This is a genomic window from Vibrio genomosp. F6 (assembly GCF_005146325.1).
GTDB lineage: Bacteria > Pseudomonadota > Gammaproteobacteria > Enterobacterales > Vibrionaceae > Vibrio > Vibrio cortegadensis.
This window is the reverse complement of record NZ_SYUT01000023.1, coordinates 39,513-66,031: the sequence shown is the minus strand read 5'-3', so window position 1 is coordinate 66,031 and position 26,519 is coordinate 39,513. Positions and strand designations below refer to the sequence as shown.

30 protein-coding genes and 1 riboswitch are annotated in these 26,519 nt (G+C 43.8%); of the genes, 16 read left to right on the top strand and 14 right to left on the bottom strand.

Annotation, left to right across the window (positions count from 1 at the left end):
- The first annotated feature begins 47 nt into the window (after positions 1 to 47).
- The 3 genes from arcA (at position 48) to FCV43_RS08835 (ending at position 3,008) form a co-directional block, all read left to right on the top strand.
- Positions 48 to 1,268, top strand: a complete 1,221-nt coding sequence (gene arcA / locus FCV43_RS08845; protein WP_017051835.1) for an arginine deiminase — start codon at positions 48 to 50, stop codon at positions 1,266 to 1,268.
- Positions 1,269 to 1,443: 175 nt separating this feature from the next.
- Positions 1,444 to 2,448 (top strand): ornithine carbamoyltransferase, encoded by a 1,005-nt coding sequence (argF, locus tag FCV43_RS08840; RefSeq protein ID WP_136994921.1) that lies wholly within the window; start codon positions 1,444 to 1,446, stop codon positions 2,446 to 2,448.
- A gap of 170 nt (positions 2,449 to 2,618) precedes the next feature.
- Complete coding sequence (locus FCV43_RS08835) at positions 2,619 to 3,008, top strand: RidA family protein (RefSeq protein WP_136994920.1); 390 nt, start codon at positions 2,619 to 2,621, stop codon at positions 3,006 to 3,008.
- A 247-nt stretch (positions 3,009 to 3,255) separates the two neighbouring features.
- Here the strand turns inward: FCV43_RS08835 and FCV43_RS08830 are convergent, their stop codons facing one another.
- The 8 genes from FCV43_RS08830 to mlaF all read right to left on the bottom strand — a co-directional run bounded on the left by FCV43_RS08830 (position 3,256) and on the right by mlaF (position 8,707).
- A complete protein-coding gene (locus tag FCV43_RS08830; protein WP_136994919.1) occupies positions 3,256 to 3,996 on the bottom strand; it encodes a 1-acylglycerol-3-phosphate O-acyltransferase in 741 nt (246 codons plus the stop codon).
- Positions 3,997 to 4,109: 113 nt separating this feature from the next.
- Entirely contained in the window at positions 4,110 to 5,375 is a 1,266-nt protein-coding gene (gene murA, locus FCV43_RS08825; RefSeq protein ID WP_017052147.1) for a UDP-N-acetylglucosamine 1-carboxyvinyltransferase, read from the bottom strand.
- Between the two features lie 9 nt (positions 5,376 to 5,384).
- A complete protein-coding gene (ibaG, locus tag FCV43_RS08820; RefSeq protein ID WP_017052146.1) occupies positions 5,385 to 5,639 on the bottom strand; it encodes a BolA family iron metabolism protein IbaG in 255 nt (84 codons plus the stop codon).
- 13 nt (positions 5,640 to 5,652) lie between these two features.
- A complete protein-coding gene (locus tag FCV43_RS08815) occupies positions 5,653 to 5,961 on the bottom strand; it encodes an STAS domain-containing protein (RefSeq protein WP_136994918.1) in 309 nt (102 codons plus the stop codon).
- Positions 5,961 to 6,620 (bottom strand): MlaC/ttg2D family ABC transporter substrate-binding protein, encoded by a 660-nt coding sequence (locus FCV43_RS08810; protein WP_017052144.1) that lies wholly within the window; start codon positions 6,618 to 6,620, stop codon positions 5,961 to 5,963. The genes FCV43_RS08815 and FCV43_RS08810 overlap by 1 nt, the downstream gene beginning before the upstream one ends.
- Before the next feature lie 9 nt (positions 6,621 to 6,629).
- Positions 6,630 to 7,127, bottom strand: coding sequence for an outer membrane lipid asymmetry maintenance protein MlaD (gene mlaD / locus FCV43_RS08805; RefSeq protein WP_113795518.1), 498 nt, complete (start codon positions 7,125 to 7,127; stop codon positions 6,630 to 6,632).
- 2 nt (positions 7,128 to 7,129) lie between these two features.
- On the bottom strand, positions 7,130 to 7,912 hold the full coding sequence (gene mlaE, locus FCV43_RS08800; protein ID WP_017052142.1) for a lipid asymmetry maintenance ABC transporter permease subunit MlaE: 783 nt from the start codon (positions 7,910 to 7,912) through the stop codon (positions 7,130 to 7,132).
- A complete protein-coding gene (mlaF, locus tag FCV43_RS08795) occupies positions 7,913 to 8,707 on the bottom strand; it encodes a phospholipid ABC transporter ATP-binding protein MlaF (protein WP_017052141.1) in 795 nt (264 codons plus the stop codon).
- Between the two features lie 276 nt (positions 8,708 to 8,983).
- On the opposite strand from mlaF, the gene FCV43_RS08790 reads away from it, so the two are divergent.
- The 12 genes from FCV43_RS08790 to mgtE all read left to right on the top strand — a co-directional run bounded on the left by FCV43_RS08790 (position 8,984) and on the right by mgtE (position 18,323).
- Entirely contained in the window at positions 8,984 to 9,949 is a 966-nt protein-coding gene (locus FCV43_RS08790) for a calcium/sodium antiporter (protein ID WP_113795514.1), read from the top strand.
- Positions 9,950 to 10,012: 63 nt separating this feature from the next.
- The gene (gene kdsD, locus FCV43_RS08785) at positions 10,013 to 10,984 is read left to right on the top strand and encodes an arabinose-5-phosphate isomerase KdsD (RefSeq protein WP_017051728.1); all 972 of its coding nucleotides are present in this window, start codon (positions 10,013 to 10,015) and stop codon (positions 10,982 to 10,984) included.
- Entirely contained in the window at positions 10,984 to 11,541 is a 558-nt protein-coding gene (gene kdsC, locus FCV43_RS08780; protein WP_017051729.1) for a 3-deoxy-manno-octulosonate-8-phosphatase KdsC, read from the top strand. Before kdsD ends, kdsC begins: the two co-directional genes overlap by 1 nt.
- Complete coding sequence (gene lptC, locus FCV43_RS08775; protein ID WP_017051730.1) at positions 11,538 to 12,101, top strand: LPS export ABC transporter periplasmic protein LptC; 564 nt, start codon at positions 11,538 to 11,540, stop codon at positions 12,099 to 12,101. The genes kdsC and lptC overlap by 4 nt, the downstream gene beginning before the upstream one ends.
- Positions 12,082 to 12,582, top strand: a complete 501-nt coding sequence (gene lptA / locus FCV43_RS08770) for a lipopolysaccharide transport periplasmic protein LptA (RefSeq protein ID WP_017051731.1) — start codon at positions 12,082 to 12,084, stop codon at positions 12,580 to 12,582. Before lptC ends, lptA begins: the two co-directional genes overlap by 20 nt.
- A 2-nt stretch (positions 12,583 to 12,584) precedes the next feature.
- Positions 12,585 to 13,310, top strand: coding sequence for an LPS export ABC transporter ATP-binding protein (lptB, locus tag FCV43_RS08765; protein ID WP_017051732.1), 726 nt, complete (start codon positions 12,585 to 12,587; stop codon positions 13,308 to 13,310).
- A 48-nt stretch (positions 13,311 to 13,358) separates the two neighbouring features.
- Positions 13,359 to 14,849 carry an RNA polymerase factor sigma-54 gene (locus tag FCV43_RS08760; protein WP_017051733.1) on the top strand — a complete coding sequence of 497 codons (1,491 nt, stop codon included), beginning with the start codon at positions 13,359 to 13,361 and terminating at the stop codon, positions 14,847 to 14,849.
- A gap of 25 nt (positions 14,850 to 14,874) precedes the next feature.
- The gene (gene hpf / locus FCV43_RS08755) at positions 14,875 to 15,162 is read left to right on the top strand and encodes a ribosome hibernation promoting factor (protein ID WP_017051734.1); all 288 of its coding nucleotides are present in this window, start codon (positions 14,875 to 14,877) and stop codon (positions 15,160 to 15,162) included.
- A gap of 2 nt (positions 15,163 to 15,164) precedes the next feature.
- Positions 15,165 to 15,647 (top strand): PTS IIA-like nitrogen regulatory protein PtsN, encoded by a 483-nt coding sequence (ptsN, locus tag FCV43_RS08750; protein ID WP_017051735.1) that lies wholly within the window; start codon positions 15,165 to 15,167, stop codon positions 15,645 to 15,647.
- Complete coding sequence (gene rapZ / locus FCV43_RS08745; protein ID WP_017051736.1) at positions 15,638 to 16,495, top strand: RNase adapter RapZ; 858 nt, start codon at positions 15,638 to 15,640, stop codon at positions 16,493 to 16,495. Before ptsN ends, rapZ begins: the two co-directional genes overlap by 10 nt.
- Positions 16,496 to 16,503: 8 nt before the next feature.
- Complete coding sequence (locus FCV43_RS08740) at positions 16,504 to 16,779, top strand: HPr family phosphocarrier protein (protein WP_136994917.1); 276 nt, start codon at positions 16,504 to 16,506, stop codon at positions 16,777 to 16,779.
- A 188-nt stretch (positions 16,780 to 16,967) separates the two neighbouring features.
- Positions 16,968 to 18,323 carry a magnesium transporter gene (gene mgtE, locus FCV43_RS08735; protein WP_113795506.1) on the top strand — a complete coding sequence of 452 codons (1,356 nt, stop codon included), beginning with the start codon at positions 16,968 to 16,970 and terminating at the stop codon, positions 18,321 to 18,323.
- A gap of 113 nt (positions 18,324 to 18,436) precedes the next feature.
- On the opposite strand, the gene pmbA is transcribed toward mgtE, so the two are convergent.
- Positions 18,437 to 19,780 (bottom strand): metalloprotease PmbA, encoded by a 1,344-nt coding sequence (gene pmbA, locus FCV43_RS08730; RefSeq protein WP_017051479.1) that lies wholly within the window; start codon positions 19,778 to 19,780, stop codon positions 18,437 to 18,439.
- A gap of 119 nt (positions 19,781 to 19,899) precedes the next feature.
- Between pmbA and yjgA the strand changes: the two genes are divergently transcribed.
- A complete protein-coding gene (gene yjgA / locus FCV43_RS08725; protein ID WP_113795504.1) occupies positions 19,900 to 20,430 on the top strand; it encodes a ribosome biogenesis factor YjgA in 531 nt (176 codons plus the stop codon).
- Between the two features lie 135 nt (positions 20,431 to 20,565).
- Here the strand turns inward: yjgA and thiQ are convergent, their stop codons facing one another.
- The 5 genes from thiQ to mpl all read right to left on the bottom strand — a co-directional run bounded on the left by thiQ (position 20,566) and on the right by mpl (position 26,282).
- The gene (gene thiQ / locus FCV43_RS08720; protein WP_136994916.1) at positions 20,566 to 21,270 is read right to left on the bottom strand and encodes a thiamine ABC transporter ATP-binding protein; all 705 of its coding nucleotides are present in this window, start codon (positions 21,268 to 21,270) and stop codon (positions 20,566 to 20,568) included.
- A complete protein-coding gene (gene thiP / locus FCV43_RS08715) occupies positions 21,267 to 22,889 on the bottom strand; it encodes a thiamine/thiamine pyrophosphate ABC transporter permease ThiP (RefSeq protein WP_136994915.1) in 1,623 nt (540 codons plus the stop codon). Before thiP ends, thiQ begins: the two co-directional genes overlap by 4 nt.
- A gap of 22 nt (positions 22,890 to 22,911) precedes the next feature.
- The gene (gene thiB / locus FCV43_RS08710; RefSeq protein WP_136994914.1) at positions 22,912 to 23,904 is read right to left on the bottom strand and encodes a thiamine ABC transporter substrate binding subunit; all 993 of its coding nucleotides are present in this window, start codon (positions 23,902 to 23,904) and stop codon (positions 22,912 to 22,914) included.
- Between the two features lie 55 nt (positions 23,905 to 23,959).
- Positions 23,960 to 24,080, bottom strand: a riboswitch (TPP riboswitch).
- Between the two features lie 38 nt (positions 24,081 to 24,118).
- Positions 24,119 to 24,760, bottom strand: coding sequence for a flavin prenyltransferase UbiX (locus FCV43_RS08705; RefSeq protein WP_017051474.1), 642 nt, complete (start codon positions 24,758 to 24,760; stop codon positions 24,119 to 24,121).
- A 169-nt stretch (positions 24,761 to 24,929) separates the two neighbouring features.
- On the bottom strand, positions 24,930 to 26,282 hold the full coding sequence (mpl, locus tag FCV43_RS08700; protein WP_113795497.1) for a UDP-N-acetylmuramate:L-alanyl-gamma-D-glutamyl-meso-diaminopimelate ligase: 1,353 nt from the start codon (positions 26,280 to 26,282) through the stop codon (positions 24,930 to 24,932).
- Between the last annotated feature and the right edge of the window lie 237 nt (positions 26,283 to 26,519).

Genomic DNA, 26,519 nt, shown 5'->3' with positions numbered 1-26,519 from the left:
GATAACCTTGCCATAACTACATACTGGACTAATAGTAAGGATACAAAATGAGTAAGTTGTACGTTGGCTCTGAAGTCGGTCAGTTAAGACGAGTATTACTAAATCGTCCGGAACGCGCCCTCACCCACTTAACCCCATCCAACTGTCATGAACTTCTTTTCGATGACGTATTAGCCGTTGAAGCTGCCGGGAAAGAGCATGATGTTTTCGCCAATACACTTCGAAATCAAGGAGTCGACGTTCTCCTGTTGCATGATCTTTTAGTCGAAACTCTCGATGTAGCAGAAGCAAGAGAGTGGCTTCTGGAGACCCAAATCTCTAATTTCCGTTATGGGCCAACGTTTGCTCGTGAGCTGCGTATCTACCTCGCGAGTATGGATAATGAACACTTAGCGACGATACTTCTTGGTGGTCTAGCCTACTCTGAGTTGCCGATTCAATCCTCTTCAATGCTGCCTAAAATGCATCGCCCACTCGACTTTGTGATTGAACCTTTGCCTAACCATCTCTTCACTCGCGATACATCTTGTTGGGTATATGGTGGCGTCTCCCTTAACCCTATGATGAAAGCAGCAAGACAACGTGAAACGAATCACTTGCGTGCTATCTATCGCTGGCATCCCACATTTGCAGGGCAGGACTTCATTAAGTATTTCGATGATGAACATTTGAATTACGATAATGCCAATATTGAAGGCGGTGATGTTCTTGTTATCGGTAATGGTGCCGTTCTGATTGGTATTTCAGAGCGAACCACTCCACAAGGCGTTGAGAATATGGCGCAGAACCTTTTCAAAACAGGCCAAGCGAGTGAAGTGATCGCTATTGATTTACCTAAACATCGTTCATGCATGCACTTAGATACCGTAATGACTCACATGGATATTGATACTTTTTCCGTTTACCCAGAAATCGTTCGTAAAGATTTGAATACGTGGCGTTTAACTCCTAAACAGAATGGAGAAATGAAAGCGGAAGAGTCGCATAGCTATATGAGCGCCATTGAGTCGGCTTTAGGGATTGATCAACTTAAGATCATCACGACTGGTGGGGACAGTTATGAAGCGGAGCGTGAGCAATGGAATGATGCCAACAATGTTCTCACAGTGAAACCTGGTGTCGTCATCGGTTATGAGCGTAATGTCTATACCAATGAAAAGTATGATAAAGCAGGAATCGAAGTGCTTACCATCCCTGGTAATGAGTTAGGACGTGGTCGTGGTGGCGCTCGCTGTATGAGTTGCCCTATTGAGCGTGATGGCATTTAGTTTATCTACCTATGAAAACGAATCTCTAAACCTTAATCTCTAAAACCTCTATCGATACTTCTAAGGGCTGATTTTTTCAGCCCTTTTCTATTTTTGCGATAAATAATTATTCACAATTATGGCATTTATATGTATAAGTGTTTTCTACCCTATTCATTATCTTAAGGAATGAGACATGGCTTTCAATTTGCGCAACCGTAATTTCTTGAAACTGCTCGATTACACTCCTAAGGAGATCCAATTTCTACTGGATCTCTCGATGGATCTTAAAAAAGCGAAATATGCTGGCACTGAGCAGAAGCGTTTAAGCGGTAAAAATATCGCTCTGATTTTTGAGAAAGCTTCCACGCGAACTCGTTGTGCTTTTGAAGTTGCCGCATTTGATCAAGGCGCTCAAGTTTCTTACCTAGGTCCATCGGGTTCTCAGATCGGTCATAAAGAGTCAATGAAAGACACCGCTCGTGTATTGGGGCGCATGTATGATGGAATTGAGTACCGCGGGTTTGGGCAAGATATTGTTGAAGAGCTTGGTGAGTATGCTGGCGTTCCGGTTTGGAATGGCCTCACCAATGAGTTTCACCCGACTCAGATTCTAGCCGACTTCCTCACCATGCTTGAACATGGCCGCGGCAAGTTGCTCCATCAAACCACTTTTGCCTACCTTGGCGATGCTCGTAATAACATGGGCAACTCACTGTTGGTTGGCGCTGCAAAAATGGGGATGGACATCCGTTTAATCGCACCAAGATCATTTTGGCCTGACGAATCATTAGTTAAAGAGTGTCAGCAAATCGCCGAACTTACTGGAGCGACGATTACTCTGACAGAAGATGTAAAACAAGGCGTGGAAGGTTGTGACTTTCTCTATACCGATGTTTGGGTCTCAATGGGAGAATCAGAACAAGCATGGGATGAACGTGTTGCATTAATGACGCCCTATCAAATCAACATGGATGTCATTAAAGCGACTGGCAACCCTCAAGTGAAATTCATGCACTGTCTACCTGCATTTCATAATGATGAAACGACTGTCGGTAAAGAAGTCTCCGACAAGTACGCCATGAATGGTTTAGAAGTGACGGATGAAGTATTTGAATCAGACTACTCGATTGTTTTTGATCAGGCTGAAAACCGTATGCACACCATCAAGGCTGTCATGGTTGCAACCTTAGGGAACTAAGTCTCACGAACTTATAGTTTTCAAAAATTTAAAGCTCTCACGAATTGAAAGCTTTCTCGAATTTAAAGTTTTCACAAGCGTAATAGGTGGCGACTTTTGCGCTTTACCTCTTCGGGGTTTGAAGGCAAACTAACCACCTAGTTTCCCCTAACAATCGATGGAATATTATAATGACTAAAGTTCTTCATACAGAATCAGCTCCTGCAGCAATCGGTCCATACATTCAAGGTGTTGACCTAGGCAGTATGGTTCTGACTTCAGGCCAAATCCCTGTAGATCCAGCAACAGGCGAGGTTTCTGATGACATCGCAGTTCAAGCTCGTCAATCTTTAGACAATGTAAAAGCTGTCGTTGCAGCATCTGGCTTAACCGTATCAGATATCGTTAAGATGACGGTATTCGTAAAAGACTTAAATGATTTCGGTGCTGTAAATGAAGTTTACGGTAAGTTCTTTGACGAACACAACGTTGAACATTACCCAGCGCGCTCTTGCGTTGAAGTAGCTCGTTTGCCAAAAGATGTGGGTATCGAAATCGAAGCGATTGCCGTTCGTAAATAATTCCCTTCCGGGAGTTATACCAATCACAGTAAGTAGATAGTCATAAATAGCGCAGGAAAAATGCTTGAGAACAAGGCAGAAATTTTCGATGAATAGTTATTCTACAATCAAAATTTTTAACGCCGTTATCGAGTATTTTAACAAGCTAGGATGACCAGTTATTTACTACGATTGGTATTACAATACGATAGAAACAAGAAAGGGTTGAACTCACCAGTTCAACCCTTTTTTTTGCTTAAGGTTATTCTTAATCTGTAACGGTTTGCTTTTTATTAAGCAGAGCAACTTCTTGATCTAAAGCCTCGAGTTTCTCTTTCATTTGCTCACGGCATGTATTCGCAAGCTCTCGAATATTACTCTTGTTATAACCTTCAACACTCACTGGAGGAAGCATTTCGACGATAACGTGACCGTTATTCCAACGGTTCAGTTTTACACCACCCGTGCTGCTGCATACAATCGGTACGATTGGCACTTCAGCGCCTACTGCTGCATGAAATGCACCGGTTTTAAATGGCAACAAACCACGTCCACGCGAACGAGTTCCTTCAGGGAACATCCAAATAGAAACATCACTATTTTTAATGCTGCTGACAACTTGATCAATCGTACCTACCGCTTTGCTGCGGTTCGCACGGTCAATCAAAATGTTACCTGTTAACCAGTAAAGCTGACCAAATAGCGGCATCCAAACTAAGCTCTTTTTTCCTACCGTAACTACTTTTGGTGTCACAGCAGCAGAAACCGTAAACAGATCCCACGTATTTTGGTGGTTAGCGACGTAAACGTGCTGACCACGCGTGTAGGCATCATCAGGAAGGCGCAGCTCCAATTTAATACCAAACACTTTAGACATATAGCCAAAGTAACGGCCAAATCTAAATACATGCTTTGGGTTGCGTGGGCTAAACAAGCAGTAACCACAACCAAACACAAACATGACGATAGCAAAAACAACAACCGCCAACAGGCGTAAAAGTGCAATCATTTTAGTTCTCCAAACAACGCCCATGTTCCATTCGTAGAAAATGGAACAGGAAGAAATTAATTCAATAAAAAAGCCGAAACCCTAGGATTCCGGCTTTCTAAGCAAGCGATCAGTTAGCTTGACTCTCGAAAACGCTCAATATTGGCGCCAAGAGCCGAAAGCTTATCTTCGATCTTATCGTAGCCACGATCAATATGATAAATACGATCAACAATCGTCTCACCATTGGCGATACAACCAGCAATCACTAAACTTGCAGAAGCACGTAAATCAGTCGCCATTACTTGAGCGCCACTGAGCGATTCAGTGTCACCACAAATAACCGTATTACCTTCGATTTCCGCTTTTGCTCCCATACGTTGCAGTTCAGGAACGTGCATGAAGCGATTTTCAAAGATCGTTTCCGTGATCATGCCATTGCCTTTCGCCATCATATTCAACAACGTAAATTGAGCTTGCATATCTGTAGGGAAACCAGGGTGAGGTGCAGTAACAATTTTGACAGACTTTAACTCACGATCGGTCATATCAAGGCTGATCCAGTCATCACCAGATTCAACGACAGCTCCCGCTTCTTCTAATTTTGCTAATACGGCTTCAAGTAAATGTGGGTGGGTATTTTTACATACTACCTTGCCACCAGATACCGCAGCAGCAACAAGGAAGGTCCCTGTTTCAATACGGTCAGCAACAACTGAGTGCTTACCACCAGCAAGGCGTTCAACCCCTTCAATGGTAATGGTATCAGTACCTGCACCAGACACTTTCGCGCCAATGGCATTTAAGAAGTCAGCAGTATCTACAATTTCAGGTTCACGCGCTGCGTTGTCTAAAATTGTCGTACCTTCTGCTAAGGTCGCCGCGCACATAATAGTGATCGTTGCACCAACGCTGACTTTGTCCATGACAATGTGAGCGCCTTTTAAACGACCATCAACTTCAGCTTTAACGTAACCATCTTCAAGCGTAATCGTTGCACCTAATTGCTCTAAACCATGAATATGGAGATCCACAGGGCGAGCACCAATCGCACAACCACCAGGCAAAGAAACCTGACCTTGACCAAAACGAGCGACCAAAGGACCTAAAGCCCAAATAGAAGCACGCATCGTTTTCACTAAATCATATGGCGCACAATATTCATTGATTTGACTACCATCAACATGCACGCTGCCATTACGGCTCACTTTTGCACCTAAACGCTTAAGCAGTTCCATCGATGTATCGATATCACGAAGATGCGGCACGTTCGCCACTTCAACTGGCTCTTCCGCTAAGATAGATGCAAATAAAATAGGAAGTGCTGCGTTTTTAGCACCAGAGATAGTCACTTCACCTGTTAACGGTGAATCAGACCCAATAACTCGAAACTTTTCCATCAATAAACCTTACAGCGACATCAATTTCTTATCGCGATCCCACTCTTCTGGAGTAAACGCTTTGATTGAAAGTGCGTGAATGTCATTACGTTGAATATAATCCGTTAGCGGACCATAAATTAATTGCTGCTTCTTTACTCGGCTCATGCCATCGAAACAAGCATCAACTGCGATTACTTCAAAGTGACTGCCTTCGCCTTTCACTTTGATCTCTTGAAGGCCTAGTGCTTCTTCTAATAATTGTTGTACTTTTGTGCTGTCCACAAATCACCCCTGCCTAGTTTTGGATATGTTCAGCCATCAATGGCTGTATATTGCTCAATTGGAACAATGTGCGTAATTGTTCTGGCACGAAACCGAGCATTATATGACAATTTTGTTTTTTTGCATGCTCTATTAAGTGGATTAACATCACCATTCCAGACGAATCAATACGCTGAACTGACGATAAATCAACATTTACTTGAGTTTGAGCTATTTTCCAAGCGCGTAAATATTCCCATAACGCGGGGACTGTATCTCTATCTAAGTCACCACTTAGCGCAAATTTATCGTCGCTCAGTTGCTGCCATTGTGAGTGGGTCATTATTTAGCACTCTCAAAACGAATCGGTTGTTTCGCTAATCTTTCTAGCTCTTGAGCGACAGCGACAATCCCATCTTGACGAATTTTACCGTTCCACTCTGACTGCTTACTCGATAACAGGCTAATTCCTTCCGCGATCATATCAAATGCTTTCCACTCACCTGTTTTCTTATCTTTTCTTAGCTTGAATTCAAGCTTGATGTTCGGTCGAGGAGCATCGACAATATCAACTCTTACGCTTGCAATTCGTTGAGTCGGTTTGATTTTAGATTCGGGTGCAAACTCAATCACTTGATCTGTATATTGAGTCAGAACTTGCGCGTAAGACGCGACTAAATAACCACGAAACGCATCAATAAAGACTCTTACATCTTTCTTGTACCCTTTTGGATTCTCTTTTTTCGCCGCTTTTAAATTAGGCCCAAGTAGTTTCAAAGCAGCATACTGCTCATTGACATACGGCATTAACTCTTCTTCTACAACCACTTTCAAATGTTCTGGGTCGTTTTGAATGATCGCCTGATCCGCTTTCAAACGAGAAAATGCTTGCTCAGCTACCTGCTTCATCATTGCGTATGGTTGAGTTTGATCAACCTCTTGGGCAAATAGCGGTAATGAATACAAAAATGCGGAGGCAATTAATAAAATTCGTTTAAACATAGGCACCTACTATTTATCGTCAGAGTTACTTTCAGAATCAGAGCCGCCAACGCTATACAAAACTTGGCCGATTAAATCTTCTAAGACTAATGCTGATTTAGTGTCTTCAATAAAGTTACCTTCAACCAACATCTCTTCATCGTCAAAAACGAAGCCAGGAACAAGGCCAATATACTGCTCACCAATAAGACCTGACGTTAAAATTTGTGCACTAGAGGTATCCGGAAACGGGCCGTATTGGCTATCAATAGATAACGAAACTACGGGTAAGTAACTTTCCGTGTCTAAAGTAATGTCACTCACACGTCCAATCACCACACCACCAACCTTCACTGGTGAACGAACTTTTAAGCTACCGATGTTATCAAATGCCGCTTTAAGGGTATAAGTATCACTTGAACCTAAACCTTTAACGTCAGCGACTTGAAAAATCATCACCAAGATTGCGCAAATTCCTGTAATGACAAAACTGCCAACCCATAATTCTAATTTTCGAGTTTGTTGCATGATTAATTCCCAAACATCAATGCTGTAAGTATAAAGTCTAGCCCCAATACTGCTAGAGATGAATGCACAACTGTGCGTGTTGTCGCTCGGCTGATCCCTTCCGATGTCGGAATCGCATCGTAGCCATTAAACAGTGCAATCCATGTAACCGTAATGGCGAATACCATACACTTAATCATGCTATTGCCGATATCTTGTCCTAACTCCACTGAAGATTGCATCGCAGACCAGAAACTACCGTGATCGATGCCTTTCCAATCAACACCAACAAGTTGACCGCCCCAAATACCAACGGCCATAAAAATCATCGCCAATAATGGCATTGAAATTAACCCTGCCCATAGACGAGGTGCGATCACTCGCTTAAGCGGGTCCACAGCCATCATTTCTAAGCTTGAAAGCTGTTCTGTTGCTTTCATAAGACCAATCTCCGCAGTTAATGCTGAGCCTGCTCGACCAGCAAACAGTAAAGCGGTAACCACTGGGCCAAGTTCACGTAGCAAAGAGAGAGCCACCATTTGGCCTAAACTACCCTCCGCACCATAGTCAATTAAGATCACGTAGCCTTGTAAGCTAAGAACCATGCCGATAAATAGACCAGAAACCACAATAATCGCGAGTGACTGAACGCCAACATGATAGAGTTGCTTGATCAATAGAGGGAGATTTTGCATCGGTCGAGGTCGCCCTACCAATGCGCCAAATAACATAAGGCTCGCACGCCCCCAAGCTTCGCATATCGCTAAGGTTCGACGCCCTACTTTGGCAATGTAATTTGCAAACATTTAGAACAGATCCTTTTCTAAACTTTGTGCAGGGAAGCGGAATGGAACAGGACCATCGGCTTCACCTTGGAGAAATTGTTGGACCATAGGATCAGGGTTATTGCGTAACTCTTCAGGTGAACCACACGCTATAATCCGTCCATCAGCCAAGAGATAAACCCAATCCGCAATGCTCATTACTTCTGGAACATCATGAGAAACAACAATAGAGGTAAGCCCTAACGCATCATTTAGGTTACGGATTAATTTGACAAGAACACCCATTGTAATCGGGTCTTGCCCGACAAAAGGTTCGTCATACATAATTAAATCAGGATCTAATGCAATCGAACGGGCTAATGCCGCCCTTCTTGCCATCCCCCCCGAGAGCTCGCTTGGCATCAATTCGGCTGCACCACGTAAGCCAACCGCTTCAAGTTTGAGTAACACGATGGTTCGTAGTAACTCTTCACTTAATTCCGTATGTTCACGCAACGGAAACGCCACGTTATCAAACACATTTAAGTCCGTGAACAGCGCTCCAGATTGAAACAGCATGCTCATTTTTTTTCGTGCTTGATACAGTTTTCGACGGCTTAACTGAGGAATGTCATCACCATCAAACAATATTTGACCTTGTTCTGGTAACAACTGTCCGCCGATCAAACGCAAAAGCGTCGTTTTTCCGATCCCAGACGGCCCCATGATCGCCGTTATTTTACCTTCGGGAACATGTAAACTGATGTCATCGAAGATAAGACGATTTCCACGAGAAAAAGTTAAATTATTAATCGTTACAAGATCGGAACTAGGCATAGTATCTCTATATTGTTCGCTATCAAAAGTGGGTAGCTATCAAAAATCACCGATATTAATTAGTAATCATAAGCATTAAAAAATAGAATTAAAAGCACTGTTCGATTAAATTACGTAATAATGACAACTCACGTCATTTAGAGCCAAGATAATAAGTCTGACAATAAAACTCATTATTTTACAGATTAATAGCAATTTATCTTATCTTCATCTTCCCTTTTAGCAGCCAACAGGTCAAAATTAGCGGTTATCTAACTTTAATATTTGGGAATCATCATGCTTGAAGCCGTTGCGTTTCTTATTGTAGGTCTAATCTTTTTAGTTTGGAGTGCCGACAAATTAGTCTTTGGTGCAGCTGCACTTGCAAGAAACGTCGGGATCTCACCACTAGTGATTGGCATGACAATTCTAGCGATGGGCTCTTCCGCTCCAGAAATGATGGTTTCAGCAACCGCCGCTCTTGATGGAAAAACCGATACGGCGGTGGGTAATGTGCTTGGTTCTAATATAGCCAACATTGCCTTAATTCTCGGCATTACCGCTCTGATAAAACCCATGTCGATCAGTTCAGGCGTCATTCGTCGTGAACTGCCGCTCATGATTGCCGTGACACTTTTGGCTGGTGCTCTTCTATGGGATAGCCACTTAGGTTTTCACGAAGGCATCTTACTGTTTGTTCTTTTCGCGACATTTTTAATTGCCATGCTACAGATCAGTCGCAATGAGAAAAAAAATGGCGACGCCTTCATCGAAGATCAAGAGTCAGAAATTCCAGAAGGTGTCAGTAACAAAAAAGCGGCGATGTGGGTCGTTATTGGTCTTATCGTTCTCCCATTATCTGCGGATGTTTTAGTCGACAACGCTGTCGTTATTGCTAAATTTTTCGGTATGAGTGATTTGGTTATCGGCCTCACCATTATTGCGATTGGAACAAGCCTTCCAGAACTTGCTGCATCATTAGCAGGTGTCATGAAAGGCGAAGATGATATGGCCGTCGGTAATATTATTGGTTCCAACGTATTTAACATCCTTGCCGTGATGGGGATCCCTGGCGTGTTGAACCCGTCAATCCTCAGCGAATACGCAATGGGCCGAGATTTTTGGGTCATGCTAGGCCTATCACTTCTTCTTGTTGTGATGGCGTTAGGGAAATCTCGCAGCATTAACCGTATTGAAGGTGGCATTCTGCTAGTCTGCTTCCTGACTTACCAAGGTTATTTATTTATGAACATGGCCGCTTAACCGTGTTTGCCATCGTTCCACGACGATAAAGTCTTTTAATTCGCTCAAGTTCCGGAGTTATTAATGCCTACTACATTTGACTATCGCAGTGTTGCAGAACAAGTGTTACAAACGGAAATTGCTGGTCTACAGCAGTTATCGCAATACTTTGATGACCAATTTTGCCAAGCGTGTGAGCAGATCTTACAAAACCAAGGCAAAGTCGTGGTTATGGGGATGGGTAAGTCTGGCCATGTCGGAAAGAAAATAGCCGCGACCCTGGCGAGCACAGGAACATCCTCTTTCTTTGTTCACCCGGGGGAAGCTGCACACGGTGATTTAGGTATGATATCACCAGGCGATATCGTCATTGCTATCTCAAATTCTGGCGAGTCATCTGAAATTCTGAGTCTTTTTCCAGTACTAAAGCGCCTCAACATTCGCATCATTAGCATGACAGGCAAAGCCGAATCTAATATGGCGAAACTGGCGGATCTGCACTTACGAATTACGGTGCCGGAAGAAGCATGTCCATTAGGATTAGCACCCACAACGAGCACCACAGCAACACTCGTGATGGGTGATGCGCTTGCTGTCGCCCTGCTTCAAGCAAGAGGGTTTACCGCTGAAGACTTCGCTCTTTCCCACCCTGGCGGTGCTCTAGGTCGTAAACTGCTGCTAAAATTAGAAGACATTATGCACACTGGTGATGAACTGCCAGTCGTAACACCTAACGCGTTAATCCGAGATGCCTTACTTGAAATTTCGCAAAAAGGATTAGGTATGACCGCCATTGTGGATGATAACGACCAAATGGTTGGAGTGTTCACTGATGGTGATTTACGCCGAACGTTGGACAAACGCATTGATATCCACAGCGCCACCATTGGCGAAGTGATGACACAGAACCCAACGGTTGCAGAACCCAATATGCTCGCGGTTGAAGGCCTGAACTTAATGCAAGATAAAAGCATTAGTGGCTTAATGCTATGCGACAATGGCAAACTTGTTGGCGCACTAAATATGCATGATCTATTGAAAGCTGGAGTGATGTAATGACTCAAATGACCGAAACATTATACGGCCCAGTCGCCACTGACATCATCAATATTGCAAAAGAGATAAAACTGCTTATCTGTGATGTCGATGGCGTATTTTCTGATGGTTTAGTCTACATGGGGAATAATGGCGAAGAGCTAAAAACCTTTCATACTCGTGATGGGTATGGCGTGAAATCATTAATGAATGCTGGCATTGAAATAGCCATCATTACAGGACGCCAATCTCAAATTGTCGAAAATAGAATGAAAGCGTTAGGTATCTCGCTGATTTACCAAGGGCAAGACGATAAAGTAAAAGCGTATCGTGATATTTGCGAAAAATTAAACATTGCGCCTGAACATACAGGCTATATTGGTGACGATCTTATCGATTGGCCAGTAATGGAACAGGTTGCACTCAAAGTTTGTGTGGCAGACGGTCACCCTCTTCTTGTCCAACGCGCTAACTACGTCACTACCATTCATGGTGGACGAGGTGCAGTTCGAGAAGTCTGTGATTTGATTTTGCACGCACGCGATGAGCTGGATACCCATAAAGGTTTAAGTATATGAGTTTGTCTCGTATTCTTTATATCTTACTGCTATTTATTGCCTCTTGGTCTACTTATTACCTTTTCGATAAGAGCCAAGGCACAACCGTTCAAGTTGCTCCTAACTTAGAACTTCCAATGTTCAGCGGTAAGAACTTAGAGAATATATCCTTCAATTCAGAAGGCGTTCGTAGCCACAGCATTACATCGACAAATTTAGACCACTATGCAAAAAGTGGTGAGACTATTTTTGAGAACCCAAAACTGTCTGTTTTCCGAGATGGAAAAACAGTGGAGTGGAAAATTACGGCTCGCCGAGCTGTTCTCGATGAAGAGCAAGTACTGACACTTTATGATAATGTGTCTGTAGAAAATTTATTGCCTGGCGCCAGCTTTAAAAGCATGTCGACAGATGAATTGCGTATTGAACTCGTGAGCCGAAATTTTCAAGCCAACAACAGTGTCTTGTTGATTGGTCCTCAGTTTAAAACTGAAGGACAAGCGATGAAAGGCAGTTTCGAACACAATAACGCCACCCTCTTTAACCATGTTCAAGGTAGATATGAAACTCTTACACCTTAGCTTATTAGCGTTTGCTTTCGCGGCACCAAATGCACTTGCGCTATCGTCAGATACCGACCAGCCGGTATACATTGACTCTGATAGCCAGCAGCTTGATATGAAAAGCAACCAAGTTACTTTTATTGGTGATGTGAAATTGAAACAAGGTAGCATCAGTATCAATGCCGATACCATCACCGTCACTCGAAATCCAGATGATGGTTCAATTAAGCAGATCAAAGCATTGGGTACGCCAGCCTCTTTTTCTCAGTTAACCGATGACGGTAAAACCCTCTCAGGTGAAGCTGAGAAACTTAATTATCAATTATCATCAGATGAACTTCTGATGACAGGTGAAGCAACGCTTTCCCAAGATGGGAATGTCATCAAAGGCTCTTCCATTCAATACCAAATTAAGTCTCAAAAACTGGTTGCTGACAGTAACCAAGATGAACGCGTAACGACGGTATTACAGCCTTCAACTCAACAGCCGAATAAGTAACTATGTCTGTACTCAAAGCGGAAAATTTAGCCAAGAGCTATAAGAAACGAAAAGTGGTCACCGATGTTAGTCTTGAAGTCAATTCAGGGCAGATCGTTGGTTTATTGGGGCCAAATGGTGCAGGTAAAACCACCTCTTTTTATATGATTGTAGGTTTAGTTGCTCGTGATGAGGGCACCATCAGTATTGATGGTGAAGATATCAGTATTCTGCCAATGCACAGTCGATCTCGCTTAGGTATTGGTTACTTGCCTCAAGAAGCGTCGATTTTCCGTAAGTTGTCTGTAGAAGATAACATTATGGCCGTCCTACAAACTCGTAATGAACTGACGAGAGAAGAGCGACAAGATAAGCTTGAAGATCTTTTAGAAGAGTTTCACATTCAACATATCCGTCTTAGTAACGGTATGGCACTTTCTGGTGGTGAGCGCCGCCGAGTTGAAATAGCACGTGCCCTTGCTGCTAACCCACAGTTTATTTTGCTTGATGAACCCTTTGCAGGTGTCGATCCCATCTCGGTGATTGATATTAAGAAAATCATTGTTCACTTGCGAGACCGTGGCTTAGGCGTACTCATAACCGATCATAACGTGAGAGAAACGCTTGATGTCTGTGAAAAGGCTTACATCGTTAGTCAAGGCCACTTAATTGCGGAAGGCACTCCTGAAGACGTCCTCAATAATGAGCAAGTAAAACAAGTTTATCTCGGTGAACAATTCCGTCTATGATTAAATAGAGAACGGAAAAAACTAGAATAATAAGGTAAACCATACTGAATGAAACCTTCACTACAACTTAAGCTAGGTCAACAGTTAGCAATGACACCTCAGTTACAACAAGCGATCCGTTTGTTGCAACTGTCGACATTGGATTTACAACAAGAGATCCAAGAAGCGCTAGAATCCAATCCACTTCTCGACATAGAAGAAGGAAATGATGAGAGTGCCGCTACTGATGACAAGAGCAGTAGTGAGGCGAACAACGCTTCAGAATCCTTAAACGCTGAGACCACCAATGCTGAACCTACCAGCGAACCTGAACTACCTGACAGTTCAGATCTCATAGAGAAGTCAGAAATCAGCAATGAACTCGAAATAGACACCACTTGGGAAGATGTTTACAGCGCGAATACGGGCAGCACAGGCATCGCTTTTGATGATGACATGCCCGTATATCAAGGTGAAACGACCCAAAGCCTACAAGATTACTTACTGTGGCAACTCGACTTAACCCCATTTAGTGACACAGATAGAACCATTGCCCTCGCAATTATTGATGCGATTGATGATTATGGCTACCTCACCACCTCTAGTGAAGATATTTTAGAGAGCTTTGATAATGAAGAGATAGAACTCGACGAAATTGAAGCGGTAAGGAAAAGAGTTCAGCAGTTTGACCCACTAGGCGTTGGCTCACTTAACCTTCAAGACTGTTTACTGTTACAACTTGCCACCTACCCTGAAGATACCCCTTGGCTCAATGAAGCCAAACTCGTATTGGCCAATCATATTGATCAACTCGGTAATCGTGACTATAAGTTGGTGATCAAAGAGACCAAGTTAAAAGAGGCGGAACTACGTGAAGTTCTGCACCTTATCCAGCAGTTAGACCCAAGGCCAGGAAGTAAAATCACCCCCGACGAAACCGAATATGTCGTGCCTGATGTCTCTGTCTTTAAAGATCATGGCAAATGGGTGGTAACCATTAACCCAGATAGCGTTCCTAAGCTAAAAGTTAATCAACAGTATGCGCAATTAGGCAAAGGCAATAGCCCTGATAGCCAATACATCCGAAGCAACTTACAAGAAGCGAAATGGTTAATTAAAAGCCTAGAAAGCAGAAACGAGACTCTGCTCAAAGTTGCAAGGTGCATAGTTGAACATCAACACGATTTCTTTGAATATGGTGAAGAAGCGATGAAACCTATGGTGCTCAATGATGTAGCACTATCAGTAGAGATGCATGAATCCACCATATCTCGTGTCACCACACAAAAATTCATGCATACACCCAAAGGAATTTTTGAGCTGAAATATTTCTTCTCTAGCCATGTGAGTACCGACAATGGTGGAGAATGTTCATCAACAGCAATACGTGCACTAATTAAAAAATTAGTTGCCGCAGAAAACACAGCAAAACCTCTGAGCGACAGCAAAATTGCGGCTCTACTGGCTGACCAAGGGATTCAGGTTGCTAGAAGGACGATAGCGAAGTACCGAGAATCATTAGGCATTGCCCCTTCAAGTCAGCGTAAACGCCTGCTTTAAGGCCAATAACTGAAAAGGAAAGTCTATGCAAATCACCATTAAAGGCCATCACGTTGATCTTACCGATTCAATGCAAGACTATGTTCAAACCAAGTTTCAAAAACTTGAGCGATTTTTTGATCACATCAATAATGTTCACGTAGTATTACGCGTAGAAAAAGTGACTCAAATTGCTGAAGCGACTCTCCATGTTAACCTTGGGGATATTCATGCTACCGCTGAAGATGAAAACATGTACGCCGCGATCGACTCACTTGTTGATAAGCTCGTTCGCCAACTTAATAAACACAAAGAAAAGCTAAGTAGTCACTAACCATGCAATTAAGCGAAGTACTTTCATTGAACTGCACAAAAAGTGCAGTTCAATGTACTAGTAAAAAAAGAGCCCTAGAACTGATCAGTCAGATTGCGGCTGAATACACGGGCCAAAACTCCCACGAACTCTTTGAATGCATGCTCAGCCGTGAAAAAATGGGCAGTACTGGCATCGGAAATGGGATCGCCATTCCCCATGCTCGTATGTTTTCAAGTGACAAAGCCATCGCTGTCTTACTTCAGTGCCAAGAACCGATTGAGTTCGATGCCATTGATAACCGTCCTGTCGACCTTCTTTTTGCTCTTCTTGTTCCTGACGAACAGTGTAAAGAGCACCTAAAAACTCTCTCGTGTATGGCAGAACGTTTAAACGATAAACAGACATTAAAGCAGTTACGTAAAGCTCAAAGTGACGAAGAGCTATACAGCATCATGACTCAAGCGTCTTCAACAAATAACGAACAGGATTCACCGTGCGTTTAATTGTAGTAAGTGGACAATCTGGAGCGGGAAAAAGCGTTGCATTACGAGTATTAGAAGACCTTGGTTATTACTGCGTTGATAACCTTCCGGTCAATTTACTCGATGCGTTTGTAACCTCAGTACAGAGTGGCAAACAGAATGTTGCCGTAAGTATCGACATTCGAAACTTACCAAAAGAGCCCACTCTTGTTTCCGAAACGCTAGAAAGGTTGAAGCCTCACAATGACGTCAGCGTATTGTTTCTGGATGCCAATGAAGAGACATTATTAAAACGTTATAGTGAAACGCGTCGGATACACCCTCTGTCGCTCAATGATGATAAGCCATCCCTGATCCAAGCAATTCAGCGTGAGAAGGCGATACTCTCTCCCTTAAAAGAGCAAGCTGACTTAGTTTTAGATAGCACCAACCAGTCACTTTATGATTTAAGTGAAACGATACGAATGCGTATTGAAGGACGAGAACGCCAAGATTTAGTCATGGTATTTCAATCTTTTGGTTTTAAATATGGCTTACCTAGCGATGCAGACTATGTGTTTGATGTTCGCTTCTTACCGAACCCACACTGGGAACCTGATTTACGCCAATTTACTGGTTTAGATGCACCCATAAAGTCGTTTTTAGAAAGCCATTCCGAAGTGATTGAACTCAAGCAACAGATCCAAAAGTTTATTGAGAACTGGTTACCTATGCTTGAGAAAAACAACCGCAGCTACCTCACGGTTGCGATTGGTTGTACCGGAGGAAAGCATCGCTCAGTCTATATCACCCAACAAATTGGGGAATATTTTTCAGAGTTAGGTCATCAAGTTCAAATTCGTCATGCCTCATTAGAAAAAAATAAATAGGGAATAGCATGAAACTCAGCAAGACGGTTCTTATTCAAAATAGACTAGGTTTACACGCTCGAGCTGCAGTAAAACTGGTTGAATTAGCGCAAAGTTTTGATGCCATAATTACCGTTCATAATCACGAAGATAAAACCGCAACCGCTGATAGCGTAATGGGTTTATTGATGTTGGAGTCCGCCCAAGGACAAGACATAACCGTTCATAGTGAAGGCGAACAAGCTCAGCAAGCTCTTGATGCGGTATGTGAGTTGATTGAACATAAATTTGATGAAAGCGAATAATTTTTCACAGATCTTTCCTGCACTTATTATTGAATCTCAGCCATATCACCTCTATTTTTAAACAGACTTATCTTCGCTCGAACCGAAAGCCAATAAATTCTTGCAGAAACAAGTATTTTGAGGTGGTTTGAGCATAAAATTAAGTTACTATTCCAACCATTATCAGTTTAACGAGTTAGGAGGAAACCATGGCAGAGCAATTAGAATTCGACCAAGCTCACCAAACCCTCCAAGAAGTTAGTGAAGCGCTAGAAAATGGCCGTTTTGTTCATGTCCGCCGCCAACTTCAGGACATGGAACCCGAAGATATTGCTCACCTGCTGGAAGCTTCTCCACGTAAAGGTCGTGAAGTACTTTGGCAACTCACCGATCCTGAAGATTATGGTGAGATCCTTGATGAATTAAACGAAGATGTAAAAGATGGCCTCGTATCCAAAATGGCCCCAGAGACGCTTGCAGAAGCAACTGAAGGCATGGATACCGATGATGTCGCTTACGTACTTCGTAGCTTACCGGATAAAGTTTCAAAAGAAGTACTGTCGCAAATGGACAGTGCTGATCGTGCTCGTGTAGAAACCGCTCTATCTTATCCAGAAGATACCGCTGGTGGGATCATGAACACCGACGTAATCACGATTCGTGCTGACGTCGATGTGGATGTGGTATTACGTTATCTACGTATGAAGGGTGAATTACCCGAAGCCACGGATGCTCTCTACGTCATCGATGATGAAATGCGTTTAATTGGCCACTTATCATTAGTTTCACTGCTGACAACTCAACCCGATGTACCTGTTACTGAGGTGATGGATGATGCAGATGAAGCGATCTCGGTTGATGCCAGTGACTCAGATGTCGCCAGCCTTTTTGAACGACGTAATTGGGTATCGGCTCCTGTCGTTGATGAAAACCAACACCTCGTTGGCCGTATCACCATCGATGATGTGGTTGATATTATCCGTGAAGATGCCGAACACTCGATGATGAGTATGGCGGGTATGGATGATGACGAAGATACCTTTGCTCCTGTCGTAAAATCAGCACGACGTCGTAGTGTATGGCTTGGTGCAAATGTCCTTGCCGCCCTTGCTGCTGCGTCTGTTTCCAACATGTTTGAAGCGACCCTAGACCAAATGGCCGCCATTGCCGTATTAATGACCATTGTTCCATCAATGGGTGGTGTTGCCGGGAATCAAACCGTTGCACTAGTGATTCGCGGTTTAGCACTCGGTCATATCGGTGACAGTAACAAACGAGAACTCCTTTTTAAAGAAGCCGCCATTGGCTTTTTAAACGGCATTCTTTGGGCGCTGATCATCGGTGGGATTGTCGTTGCTTGGAAAGGGAATTGGATGCTTGGCGGTATTATTTCAGCCGCGATGATGACGAACTTACTCATGGCGGGAATTGCAGGGGTCACTATTCCAATCTTCCTCAAGAAAATGAATATCGACCCAGCACTTGCCGGCGGGATGGCGCTTACAACCGTCACCGATGTGGTCGGTCTATCGGTATTCTTAGGGTTAGCCACAATACTTATCTAAGCGCAGTCAATATTTCGATATGATGCGACTGAAATAAGATACCAATAAAAAAAAGGGGTTAATGCACATGCATCAACCCCTTTTTTAATCTTCACTCACTCACGAGAGTCGTGTTACTCACCCGCAATTTTTAATGATTCGAGTAGAATAGAGCCCGTTTGGATTTGAGAGCGTGTCTCAACATCATTACCCACGGCGACAATCTGCTTGAACATATCTTTCAGATTACCCGCAATCGTAATTTCAGACACAGGGAACTGAAGCTCACCATTTTCAACCCAGAAACCTGCTGCGCCACGAGAGTAATCACCCGTAACCGTATTCACACCTTGGCCCATTACTTCAGTAACGAACAAGCCAGTACCTAACTCTTTTAGCATCTGCTCAAAGTTTTGACCTGTCGATTTCACAAACCAGTTATGGATACCACCAGCATGACCCGTTGGCGTCATATCCATTTTACGCGCAGCGTAGCTCGTCAATAAGTAAGTAGAGAGCACACCATCGGTAATAATATCGAGATCTTGAGTAAATACACCTTCGCTATCGAAAGGACTTGAAGCTAAACCTCTTAGTACATGCGGCTTCTCACATACATTAAACCAATCCGGTAATATCTCTTTACCAAGATGATCCAGTAAGAATGACGCTTTGCGATATAGACTGCCGCCACTGATCGCGCCAACAAGGTGCCCCATTAAGCCTGTTGCCACATCGGCAGCAAACATCACTGGGTATTGACCTGTTGACAGCTTTTTCGCATCTAATCGGCTGACCGTCTTTTCAGCGGCTTCTTGGCCTACTCTCTCAGGCGTCCACAAATCATCGCGGTGACGAGCAAGGGTATAACTGTAATCTCGCTCCATCTCACCATTTTTGCCTTCGCCAATCACACAGCAACTAGTGCTGTGACGACTTGAAGCATAGCTTGCTAATAACCCGTGACTATTACCATAAACCTTCACACCGTAATGGCTGTCGTAGCTAGCACCATCGCTTTGCTTAATTTTGTCACTGTAAGCAAGAGCTTGGCGTTCCGCTGCAATGGCAATTTCCGCCGCCGCATCAGGGTTTGGTTCATCAGGGTGAAACAGATCCAAATCTGGGATCTCTTTCACCATCAATTCTTTAGGTGCAGGGCCTGCAAAAGGGTCTTCTGAAGTGTACTGAGCAATATCAAGTGCAGCTGCAACCGTCTGTTGAATCGCTTTTTCGCTAAGATCGGATGTAGACGCGCTGCCTTTGCGTTGACCTCGATAAACCGTGATCCCTAGCGCACCATCACTATTAAACTCAACATTCTCGATTTCACACATACGAGTCGAAACACTAAGTCCAGTACTCTTAGTAATCGCGACTTCTGCAGCATCTGCACTGACTGCTGCCATATCCAAAGCTTTTGCTACTGCGGCTTCTAACTCAACGCGTTGTTGAGCGACTTGCTGTCTTACATCCATATTCAATCTAACTATTTGCTATCAATATTGATTAGGATAACAAGAATTTCGCTTTCTCCCCACGATTCTTGCTAAAATAGGGATATATTCGTTTGAGATAGTGATATAGGCATACAAACATGGCACGTAAAAACCAAAAAGCGCCTTGGGAACCAGAAGAAGAGATCATCTGGGTCAGCAAAACCGAGATGAAGGAAGACATGGAAGCACTGCAAGTTTTAGGCGAAGAGTTAATCTCGCTAAAACCATCAGTACTGGCTAAATTTCCACTGACGGAAGATCTTGCTGAAGCAATCAAGGACGCGCAACGCTTTAAAAATGAAGCTCGACGTCGCCAGCTACAATATATTGGCAAGTTGATGCGATTCGTCGATCCTGAACCGATTCAAGCAGCTCTTGATAAAGTTCGTAACAAGCACTCACAAGCGACGGCTACATTGCACAAGCTTGAACAGACTCGTGATCGTATTATTGAGAACGGTGACAGTGCTATCGCAGACGTGATGGAAACATACCCATCAGCGGATCGCCAACGTCTACGTCAGCTTGCTCGTCAAGCAAACAAAGAGAAGGCTGCGAAAAAAGCACCGAAATCTTCACGTGAAATCTTCCAAGTTCTAAAAGAGCTACACGAAGGAAGTGAAGATTAATACGCTTTCACTTTAGTGAATACAATAAAATGGCTGACAGGTTCAGCCATTTTTTATGCCTGAAACATAATCATAATGCGAAGAAAAAACACCTCGACTCAATAAAGACGAATAAGCGAAATGAAAGGCAGGTTGCTACTCCCCCGCTTTCACAAAGTCACTCAACATATTGTTGTCATGGGTTGCCTTAAGGTTTTCAATAGGCTCACACAACACCACCTTACCTTGAGCTAAGAATGCAAAATGGCTGGCAATGGCTTTGGCATCACTAATATGGTGCGTCACCATCACAACCGTAATCTCTCTTTCTGCGGCAAGTCGTTTAACAAGATTGAGCATTTCGGCACGAAGAATCGGGTCCAACGCCGAAAACGGTTCATCTAACAACCAAACTCGATGAGGCTGTACAAAACAACGCGCCAGTGCGACACGCTGTCTTTGGCCTCCCGATAAGTGCTCAGGCAAGCGATCTAACATGTCAGCGACACCAACTTGCAGGGCGGCATCATTCACTTGCTTCACTTGATCTGCGTTCAATTTAAGCCCCGGATGAAGCCCTAGGCCAATATTCTCTCGAACGGACAAGTGAGCAAACAAGTTATGTTCTTGAAACAACATCGCAAGTGGTCGCAAGTAAGGCTCTTGTCCGAGAACAGACGACCCATCAACACGAATATCCCCATCGGTTGGGTCAATAAAACCAGCAACCAAACTGAGTAACGTTGATTTACCAGCACCACTTGGCCCCATCAGCGCCACAATAGAACCTTGCTTCGCAATTAGGTCAAATTCAAATCCTTCATGATGGTAGTCATATTCGACATTTGAAAGCTGAATCATAAATATTCCTTAACCGCCTGTGGACGGGAGTTTTTCGCCTTAGGCGTCACTTGAAATGCACGTTCAATGATGGAGAAGCACGCCACGCACAGCAGTAATAAGCTCAAAGCGACCACGGCAGCAGCCTCCATTTGATAACTGCCTAGTAACTGAAAAAGGTAGAGAGGTAAGGTTCTAAATTCTTGGCTACCAAAAAGAGCTATCGCACTTAAATCGCCAACAGACAGCATAAAACTCAGCGCAAATGCATTAGCGATAGGCTTGCGTAATGCTCGCCACTCCACAAGACGAAAACGTGAGAACCCACTCATTCCAAGACTTGGGCATAATAATTGGTACTGCTGCGCAATATGCAGCATAGGCTGAGATAGAGTTTTAATCACGTATGGCAACGCCATTAAACTGTTCACGCCAATGACAATCATCGGGGCAATGCTGAAAACATCCGTGACATTACGCAGCAGTAAAAATAGCCCCGTACTAATGACTAACCCTGGCGTAACGAGAATAATCGTCCCGACCAGTTCGATACCATCGGCTTTCAAGCTTTGAGAACGCAATCGCCACGCCCGGCTTGTCTGTATAATGGCCATCCCCGAGATCAATGACAACCCGCTGGCTAAGATGGCAATCTTAAGGGAAGAGAACATGGCTAGCCAAAAGCTCATATCGCTCAACACAGACGGCGCTTTCACATTCATGCCACTGAGTACCACCATCAATAATGGAGGTAATACGAGCATTGAGACACCCACGATCCAAAAGCCATCCCAGCATTTAGCCGCCATCGAATCTCGAGTCATAAAGGTATTGCGACTGACCTGTCCATTGGATACCGATATTGGTTTTGATAAGCGTTGAATCGACATCGATAACACTCCACATAACAGCATTTGCCATACCGCCAGCAGCGCACCAGATTGCAAATCAAAATCAAACTTAATCGCTTGGTAGATAGCCAGTTCGATAGTGGTGGATTTGGGGCCGCCGCCTAGAGCCATCACCGTTGCAAAGCTAGTAAAACAGAGCATGAACACTAAGCCACACACATGAGGAAGTTGCTGTCGTAATCTAGGCCATTCAACCCACTTAAATTTATCCCAATGACTCATTCCAAGGTGAGCACATAGCTTGTGTTGCTCGGCTGGAACCGCATCTAAAGATTGTAATAATAAACGGCTAGCATAAGGTAGGTTAAAGAAAACATGCGCCAGTAAAATGCCATTTAGGCCGTAAATAGAAAACGGTAATTGATGTTCAAACCACGCAAATAAGCTGGCAAGTAAACCACTATTTCCATAGATCGCCAATAAGCCAAATACCCCCACCAGCACTGGTAACACCAATGTTGACGCGAATAATTTGAGTAATAATGAACGACCAAAAAACTGGCGACGAAACAGAGCGTGCGCCACAGGAATAGCAAAACCGACACTCAGTAACGTTGAGAGCCCGGCTTGATAAAAGCTAAATTTGGTCACATGACGATAATAGGGATTAGACCAAACACTAGAAAGCTCTAGCGAAGGCGCATACTGAAAAAGTGCAGCCAGAGCACAAAGAACAAAGGTCGCGATAACTATCGCGACCCATAATCCAACTTTAGGAACTGAATTCATTAATTCTATTGACTAATTAGTATTAAAAAGTGAGCGCATGTTGCCATTCACGGATCCAAGGCTTACGCATTTCAGCCACCTCTTCTGCACTGAAGCTTAATGCTTGCTTTGGTAAAGAGAGTGTTTCAAACCCTTTTGGCAAGGCGACATTTGTAACTGGGTACATCCAGTTCCCGGTAGGCATGACCGATTGGAAGTCATCACTTAAAATGAAATTCATGAACTCATTCGCCAGCTTTTCATTGTTCGAGCCCTTCACTTTTGCCGCGACTTCAACTTGAGTGTAATGCCCTTCTGCAAAATCCGCTGTCGCATACTTCGTCTCATTTTCAGCAATAATATGGTAAGCCGGAGAGGTCGTATAAGAGAGCACTAAATCAGACTCACCCTCTAAGAACATCGAGTAAGCTTCAGACCAACCTTTCGTTACTGTGACCGTTTTCTTAGCCAATTTTTTCCATGCATCACTCGCACTGTCGCCATAAACAGACTTCATCCACAGCATCAAACCTTGGCCCGGAGTTGAAGTTCGCGGGTCTTGATAAATCACTTTCAAGTCATCACGTTGCTCCACCAGCTCTTTCAAGCTTTTCGGTGGATTGGCCAATTTCTCAGTGTTGTATACAAAGGCAAAGTAACCGAAGTCATAAGGAACAAACGTCGTATCTGTCCAACCTTTTGGCAAAGCAACAGAAGAGGTATCAACGTGATGCTCAGTCAATAAACCGGTTTTCTTCGCTTCTACCATTAAGTTGTTGTCCAAACCCAATACGATATCCGCTTTGGTATTTGAGCCTTCAAGACGCAGACGATTTAAGATCGACACTCCATCATCAAGCGCGACAAAATTCACGTCACAACCACACTTTGATTCAAATGCTTTCTCAACAGCCGGGCCCGGGCCCCACTCTGATGCAAAAGAGTCATAAGTATAAATAGTCAGTGTGTTATCAGCGGCAGACGCCGAAAAAGAGGTGATGGTAGCAAGTGCTACTGCGGTTAGAGTGGTTTTCACTGTTCGCTTTCCTTGTAGTAGGTACGACACAGGACTTGAGGGAGGAATACGAAAAGGTTGCTCCAAACTCAATTCCTACGCCGGCATTATCCGGTTCAGGTTTACGGGTCCCAAGCAGATGCTTGATCTCAGCTGATCATCCACAAAATGAATGACTGGCCCCCCGATGAGTAAGTCGAATTGTAATGGTAATTAGATCAATAAGCCATAAGGATCAAGATTCAGGCTTCACAACTCGCTGATCATAACCCCAACGAGGCACTAAACCTTGTTCAATACCAAGATGATCAAGCACTCGTGCCACCATGAAATCGATGAGATCTTCAATGGTTTTAGGTTGATGATAAAAACCTGGAGCCGCAGGCATGATAGTGACACCCATGGTCGAAAGCTTATGCATATTTTCTAAATGCAGAGTTGAAAATGGGGTTTCACGCACCACCAACAACAGTTGCCCACGCTCTTTCATCACCACATCTGCTGCTCTTTCTATCAGGTTATCAGACATTCCATGTGCAATCGCGGCCACGCTTCCTGCTGAACAAGGGCAGACCACCATTTTTTTAGGTGCCGCAGAACCCGATGCAACTGGGGAGAACCAGTCATCTTTGCCACATACGGTTAGCTTTTCCGCATCGCAATTCAAATGCTTTACTAGCGCTGTTTTTGCAGCATCAGGTCCACTAGGAAGCTTGAGATCGTGCTCTGTCGCCATAACCACTCGCGCAGCCGAAGAGATCAATAAATAGACGTGATAATCCGCCGCAAGTAAACACTCTAGCAGTCTTAATCCGTAAGGCGCACCAGACGCGCCAGTGAATGCAAGGGTGATGGTTTTCGAGTCACAAGGTGCCATAACTATCCCATACTAAACTCATATGGATCAGCCAAAAGCGAATCCATGAGTAAATTTAATGATGGCGAAGAATACTCGCCTACGGCTATTTCATCAATAAGAGTGTCATTCCTACTCTACCAATCATAGCTACTTAACAAAGACTACTTAACAAATAGGAGCAGACGAATTAAACAGACAATGCAGCAATCAACTTGTCGTGTATCCCTTCAAAGCCACCATTACTCATCACTAGAATTTGATCGCCCGGCTTAGCTTCAGCGGCAATTTTAGCCACAAACTCCGACATCTCAGCACTAGTAAAAGCAGGTTGAGTGCACTGCTCAGCCACATCTTGAACCGACCACGCGATATTATCCGGTTGATATAGATAAACGGAATCCGCTTTCGCTAACGAGGCGGCGAGTGTTTCTTTGTGTACGCCTCGCTTCATGGTTGCTGAACGTGGCTCTAATACCGCAATAATTTTACTGTCACCCACTTTGTTACGCAGGCCGCCCAACGTCAGTTCAATCGCGGTTGGGTGGTGTGCAAAATCGTCATATACGGTGACTCCATTGATCTCCCCTTTTAGCTCTAAACGGCGTTTAGTATTGATAAACTTGGCCAAAGATTCGCACGCAAGATCAGGGGTAACGCCGACATGTCTCGCCGCGGCAATCGCCATTAGGGCATTATCGACATTATGATCGCCAACAAGATCCCACTTAACACGGCCGGCTAACTCACCTTGGAAAAGCACATTAAATTCCGATCCGTCGTTAACGATTTTCTCGGCTTGCCACTCTCCGCCTAGGCCACTGCTCTCTTGTTCGCTCCAGCAACCACGATCAAGTACGTCATGAATCGCAGCATCTTGTTTTGGTGAGAAAATACGCCCATTGCTCGGAACGGTTCTCACTAAGTGGTGGAATTGACGCTTGATCGCCTCTAGATCATCAAAAATATCCGCATGATCAAACTCTAAATTATTCATCACTAAGGTTCTTGGGTGGTAGTGAACAAACTTAGAGCGCTTATCAAAAAAGGCACTGTCGTACTCATCCGCTTCAACCACAAAAAACATGCTTTCGCCTAAGCGAGCTGATTGATCAAAATTACCTAATACACCACCGACTAAAAAACCCGGAGCGTAACCACAATCTTCTAAAATCCACGCCAACATGCTCGACGTGGTCGTTTTTCCGTGCGTACCAGAGACAGCCAATACCCAACGATCATGCAATAAGAACTCTTGTAACCATTGAGGCCCAGAGGTGTACCTTAAGTTGTTGTCTAATACATATTCGACACAAGGATTACCACGGCTCATCGCATTACCGATCACCACTAAATCTGGACGGGGCTCCAATTGAGCAGGGTCAAACCCTTCGATTATTTCCACACCTTGAGATTCGAGCAAAGTGCTCATTGGAGGATAAACATTGGCATCGCAACCAGTGACCTTGTGGCCTAATTGACGGGCTAAAATGGCAGCCCCACCCATGAAGGTACCGCAAATACCCAAGATATGAATATGCATAATTCTCTTCCAAAAATAGACAAAACGAAACTAACTCATTTCTTACCATGAATAGACGGGGAAAAGCGAGATTGTTTGCAAAACTTCTGAGCTCGACATTTGAAGTGAGATCTGTGTCGGTTACTTCATTACCATTAATAAGATCCAACATTTACACTATTTGTTAGATGCTTAGGTCGTAAAGTCCATCAAGAGGCAATCGCTTACGCATCGAAAAAAATCCCCCACATGATTCAG

Coding starts and splice junctions, on each gene's coding strand:
- arcA (WP_017051835.1), top strand. CDS start 48: ATGAGTAAGTTGTACGTTGGCTCTGAAGTCGGTCAGTTAAGACGAGTA.
- argF (WP_136994921.1), top strand. CDS start 1,444: ATGGCTTTCAATTTGCGCAACCGTAATTTCTTGAAACTGCTCGATTAC.
- FCV43_RS08835 (WP_136994920.1), top strand. CDS start 2,619: ATGACTAAAGTTCTTCATACAGAATCAGCTCCTGCAGCAATCGGTCCA.
- FCV43_RS08830 (WP_136994919.1), bottom strand. CDS start 3,996: ATGATTGCACTTTTACGCCTGTTGGCGGTTGTTGTTTTTGCTATCGTC.
- murA (WP_017052147.1), bottom strand. CDS start 5,375: ATGGAAAAGTTTCGAGTTATTGGGTCTGATTCACCGTTAACAGGTGAA.
- FCV43_RS08815 (WP_136994918.1), bottom strand. CDS start 5,961: ATGACCCACTCACAATGGCAGCAACTGAGCGACGATAAATTTGCGCTA.
- FCV43_RS08810 (WP_017052144.1), bottom strand. CDS start 6,620: ATGTTTAAACGAATTTTATTAATTGCCTCCGCATTTTTGTATTCATTA.
- mlaD (WP_113795518.1), bottom strand. CDS start 7,127: ATGCAACAAACTCGAAAATTAGAATTATGGGTTGGCAGTTTTGTCATT.
- mlaE (WP_017052142.1), bottom strand. CDS start 7,912: ATGTTTGCAAATTACATTGCCAAAGTAGGGCGTCGAACCTTAGCGATA.
- mlaF (WP_017052141.1), bottom strand. CDS start 8,707: ATGCCTAGTTCCGATCTTGTAACGATTAATAATTTAACTTTTTCTCGT.
- FCV43_RS08790 (WP_113795514.1), top strand. CDS start 8,984: ATGCTTGAAGCCGTTGCGTTTCTTATTGTAGGTCTAATCTTTTTAGTT.
- kdsD (WP_017051728.1), top strand. CDS start 10,013: ATGCCTACTACATTTGACTATCGCAGTGTTGCAGAACAAGTGTTACAA.
- kdsC (WP_017051729.1), top strand. CDS start 10,984: ATGACTCAAATGACCGAAACATTATACGGCCCAGTCGCCACTGACATC.
- lptC (WP_017051730.1), top strand. CDS start 11,538: ATGAGTTTGTCTCGTATTCTTTATATCTTACTGCTATTTATTGCCTCT.
- lptA (WP_017051731.1), top strand. CDS start 12,082: ATGAAACTCTTACACCTTAGCTTATTAGCGTTTGCTTTCGCGGCACCA.
- lptB (WP_017051732.1), top strand. CDS start 12,585: ATGTCTGTACTCAAAGCGGAAAATTTAGCCAAGAGCTATAAGAAACGA.
- FCV43_RS08760 (WP_017051733.1), top strand. CDS start 13,359: ATGAAACCTTCACTACAACTTAAGCTAGGTCAACAGTTAGCAATGACA.
- hpf (WP_017051734.1), top strand. CDS start 14,875: ATGCAAATCACCATTAAAGGCCATCACGTTGATCTTACCGATTCAATG.
- ptsN (WP_017051735.1), top strand. CDS start 15,165: ATGCAATTAAGCGAAGTACTTTCATTGAACTGCACAAAAAGTGCAGTT.
- FCV43_RS08740 (WP_136994917.1), top strand. CDS start 16,504: ATGAAACTCAGCAAGACGGTTCTTATTCAAAATAGACTAGGTTTACAC.
- mgtE (WP_113795506.1), top strand. CDS start 16,968: ATGGCAGAGCAATTAGAATTCGACCAAGCTCACCAAACCCTCCAAGAA.
- pmbA (WP_017051479.1), bottom strand. CDS start 19,780: ATGGATGTAAGACAGCAAGTCGCTCAACAACGCGTTGAGTTAGAAGCC.
- yjgA (WP_113795504.1), top strand. CDS start 19,900: ATGGCACGTAAAAACCAAAAAGCGCCTTGGGAACCAGAAGAAGAGATC.
- thiQ (WP_136994916.1), bottom strand. CDS start 21,270: ATGATTCAGCTTTCAAATGTCGAATATGACTACCATCATGAAGGATTT.
- thiP (WP_136994915.1), bottom strand. CDS start 22,889: ATGAATTCAGTTCCTAAAGTTGGATTATGGGTCGCGATAGTTATCGCG.
- FCV43_RS08705 (WP_017051474.1), bottom strand. CDS start 24,760: ATGGCACCTTGTGACTCGAAAACCATCACCCTTGCATTCACTGGCGCG.
- mpl (WP_113795497.1), bottom strand. CDS start 26,282: ATGCATATTCATATCTTGGGTATTTGCGGTACCTTCATGGGTGGGGCT.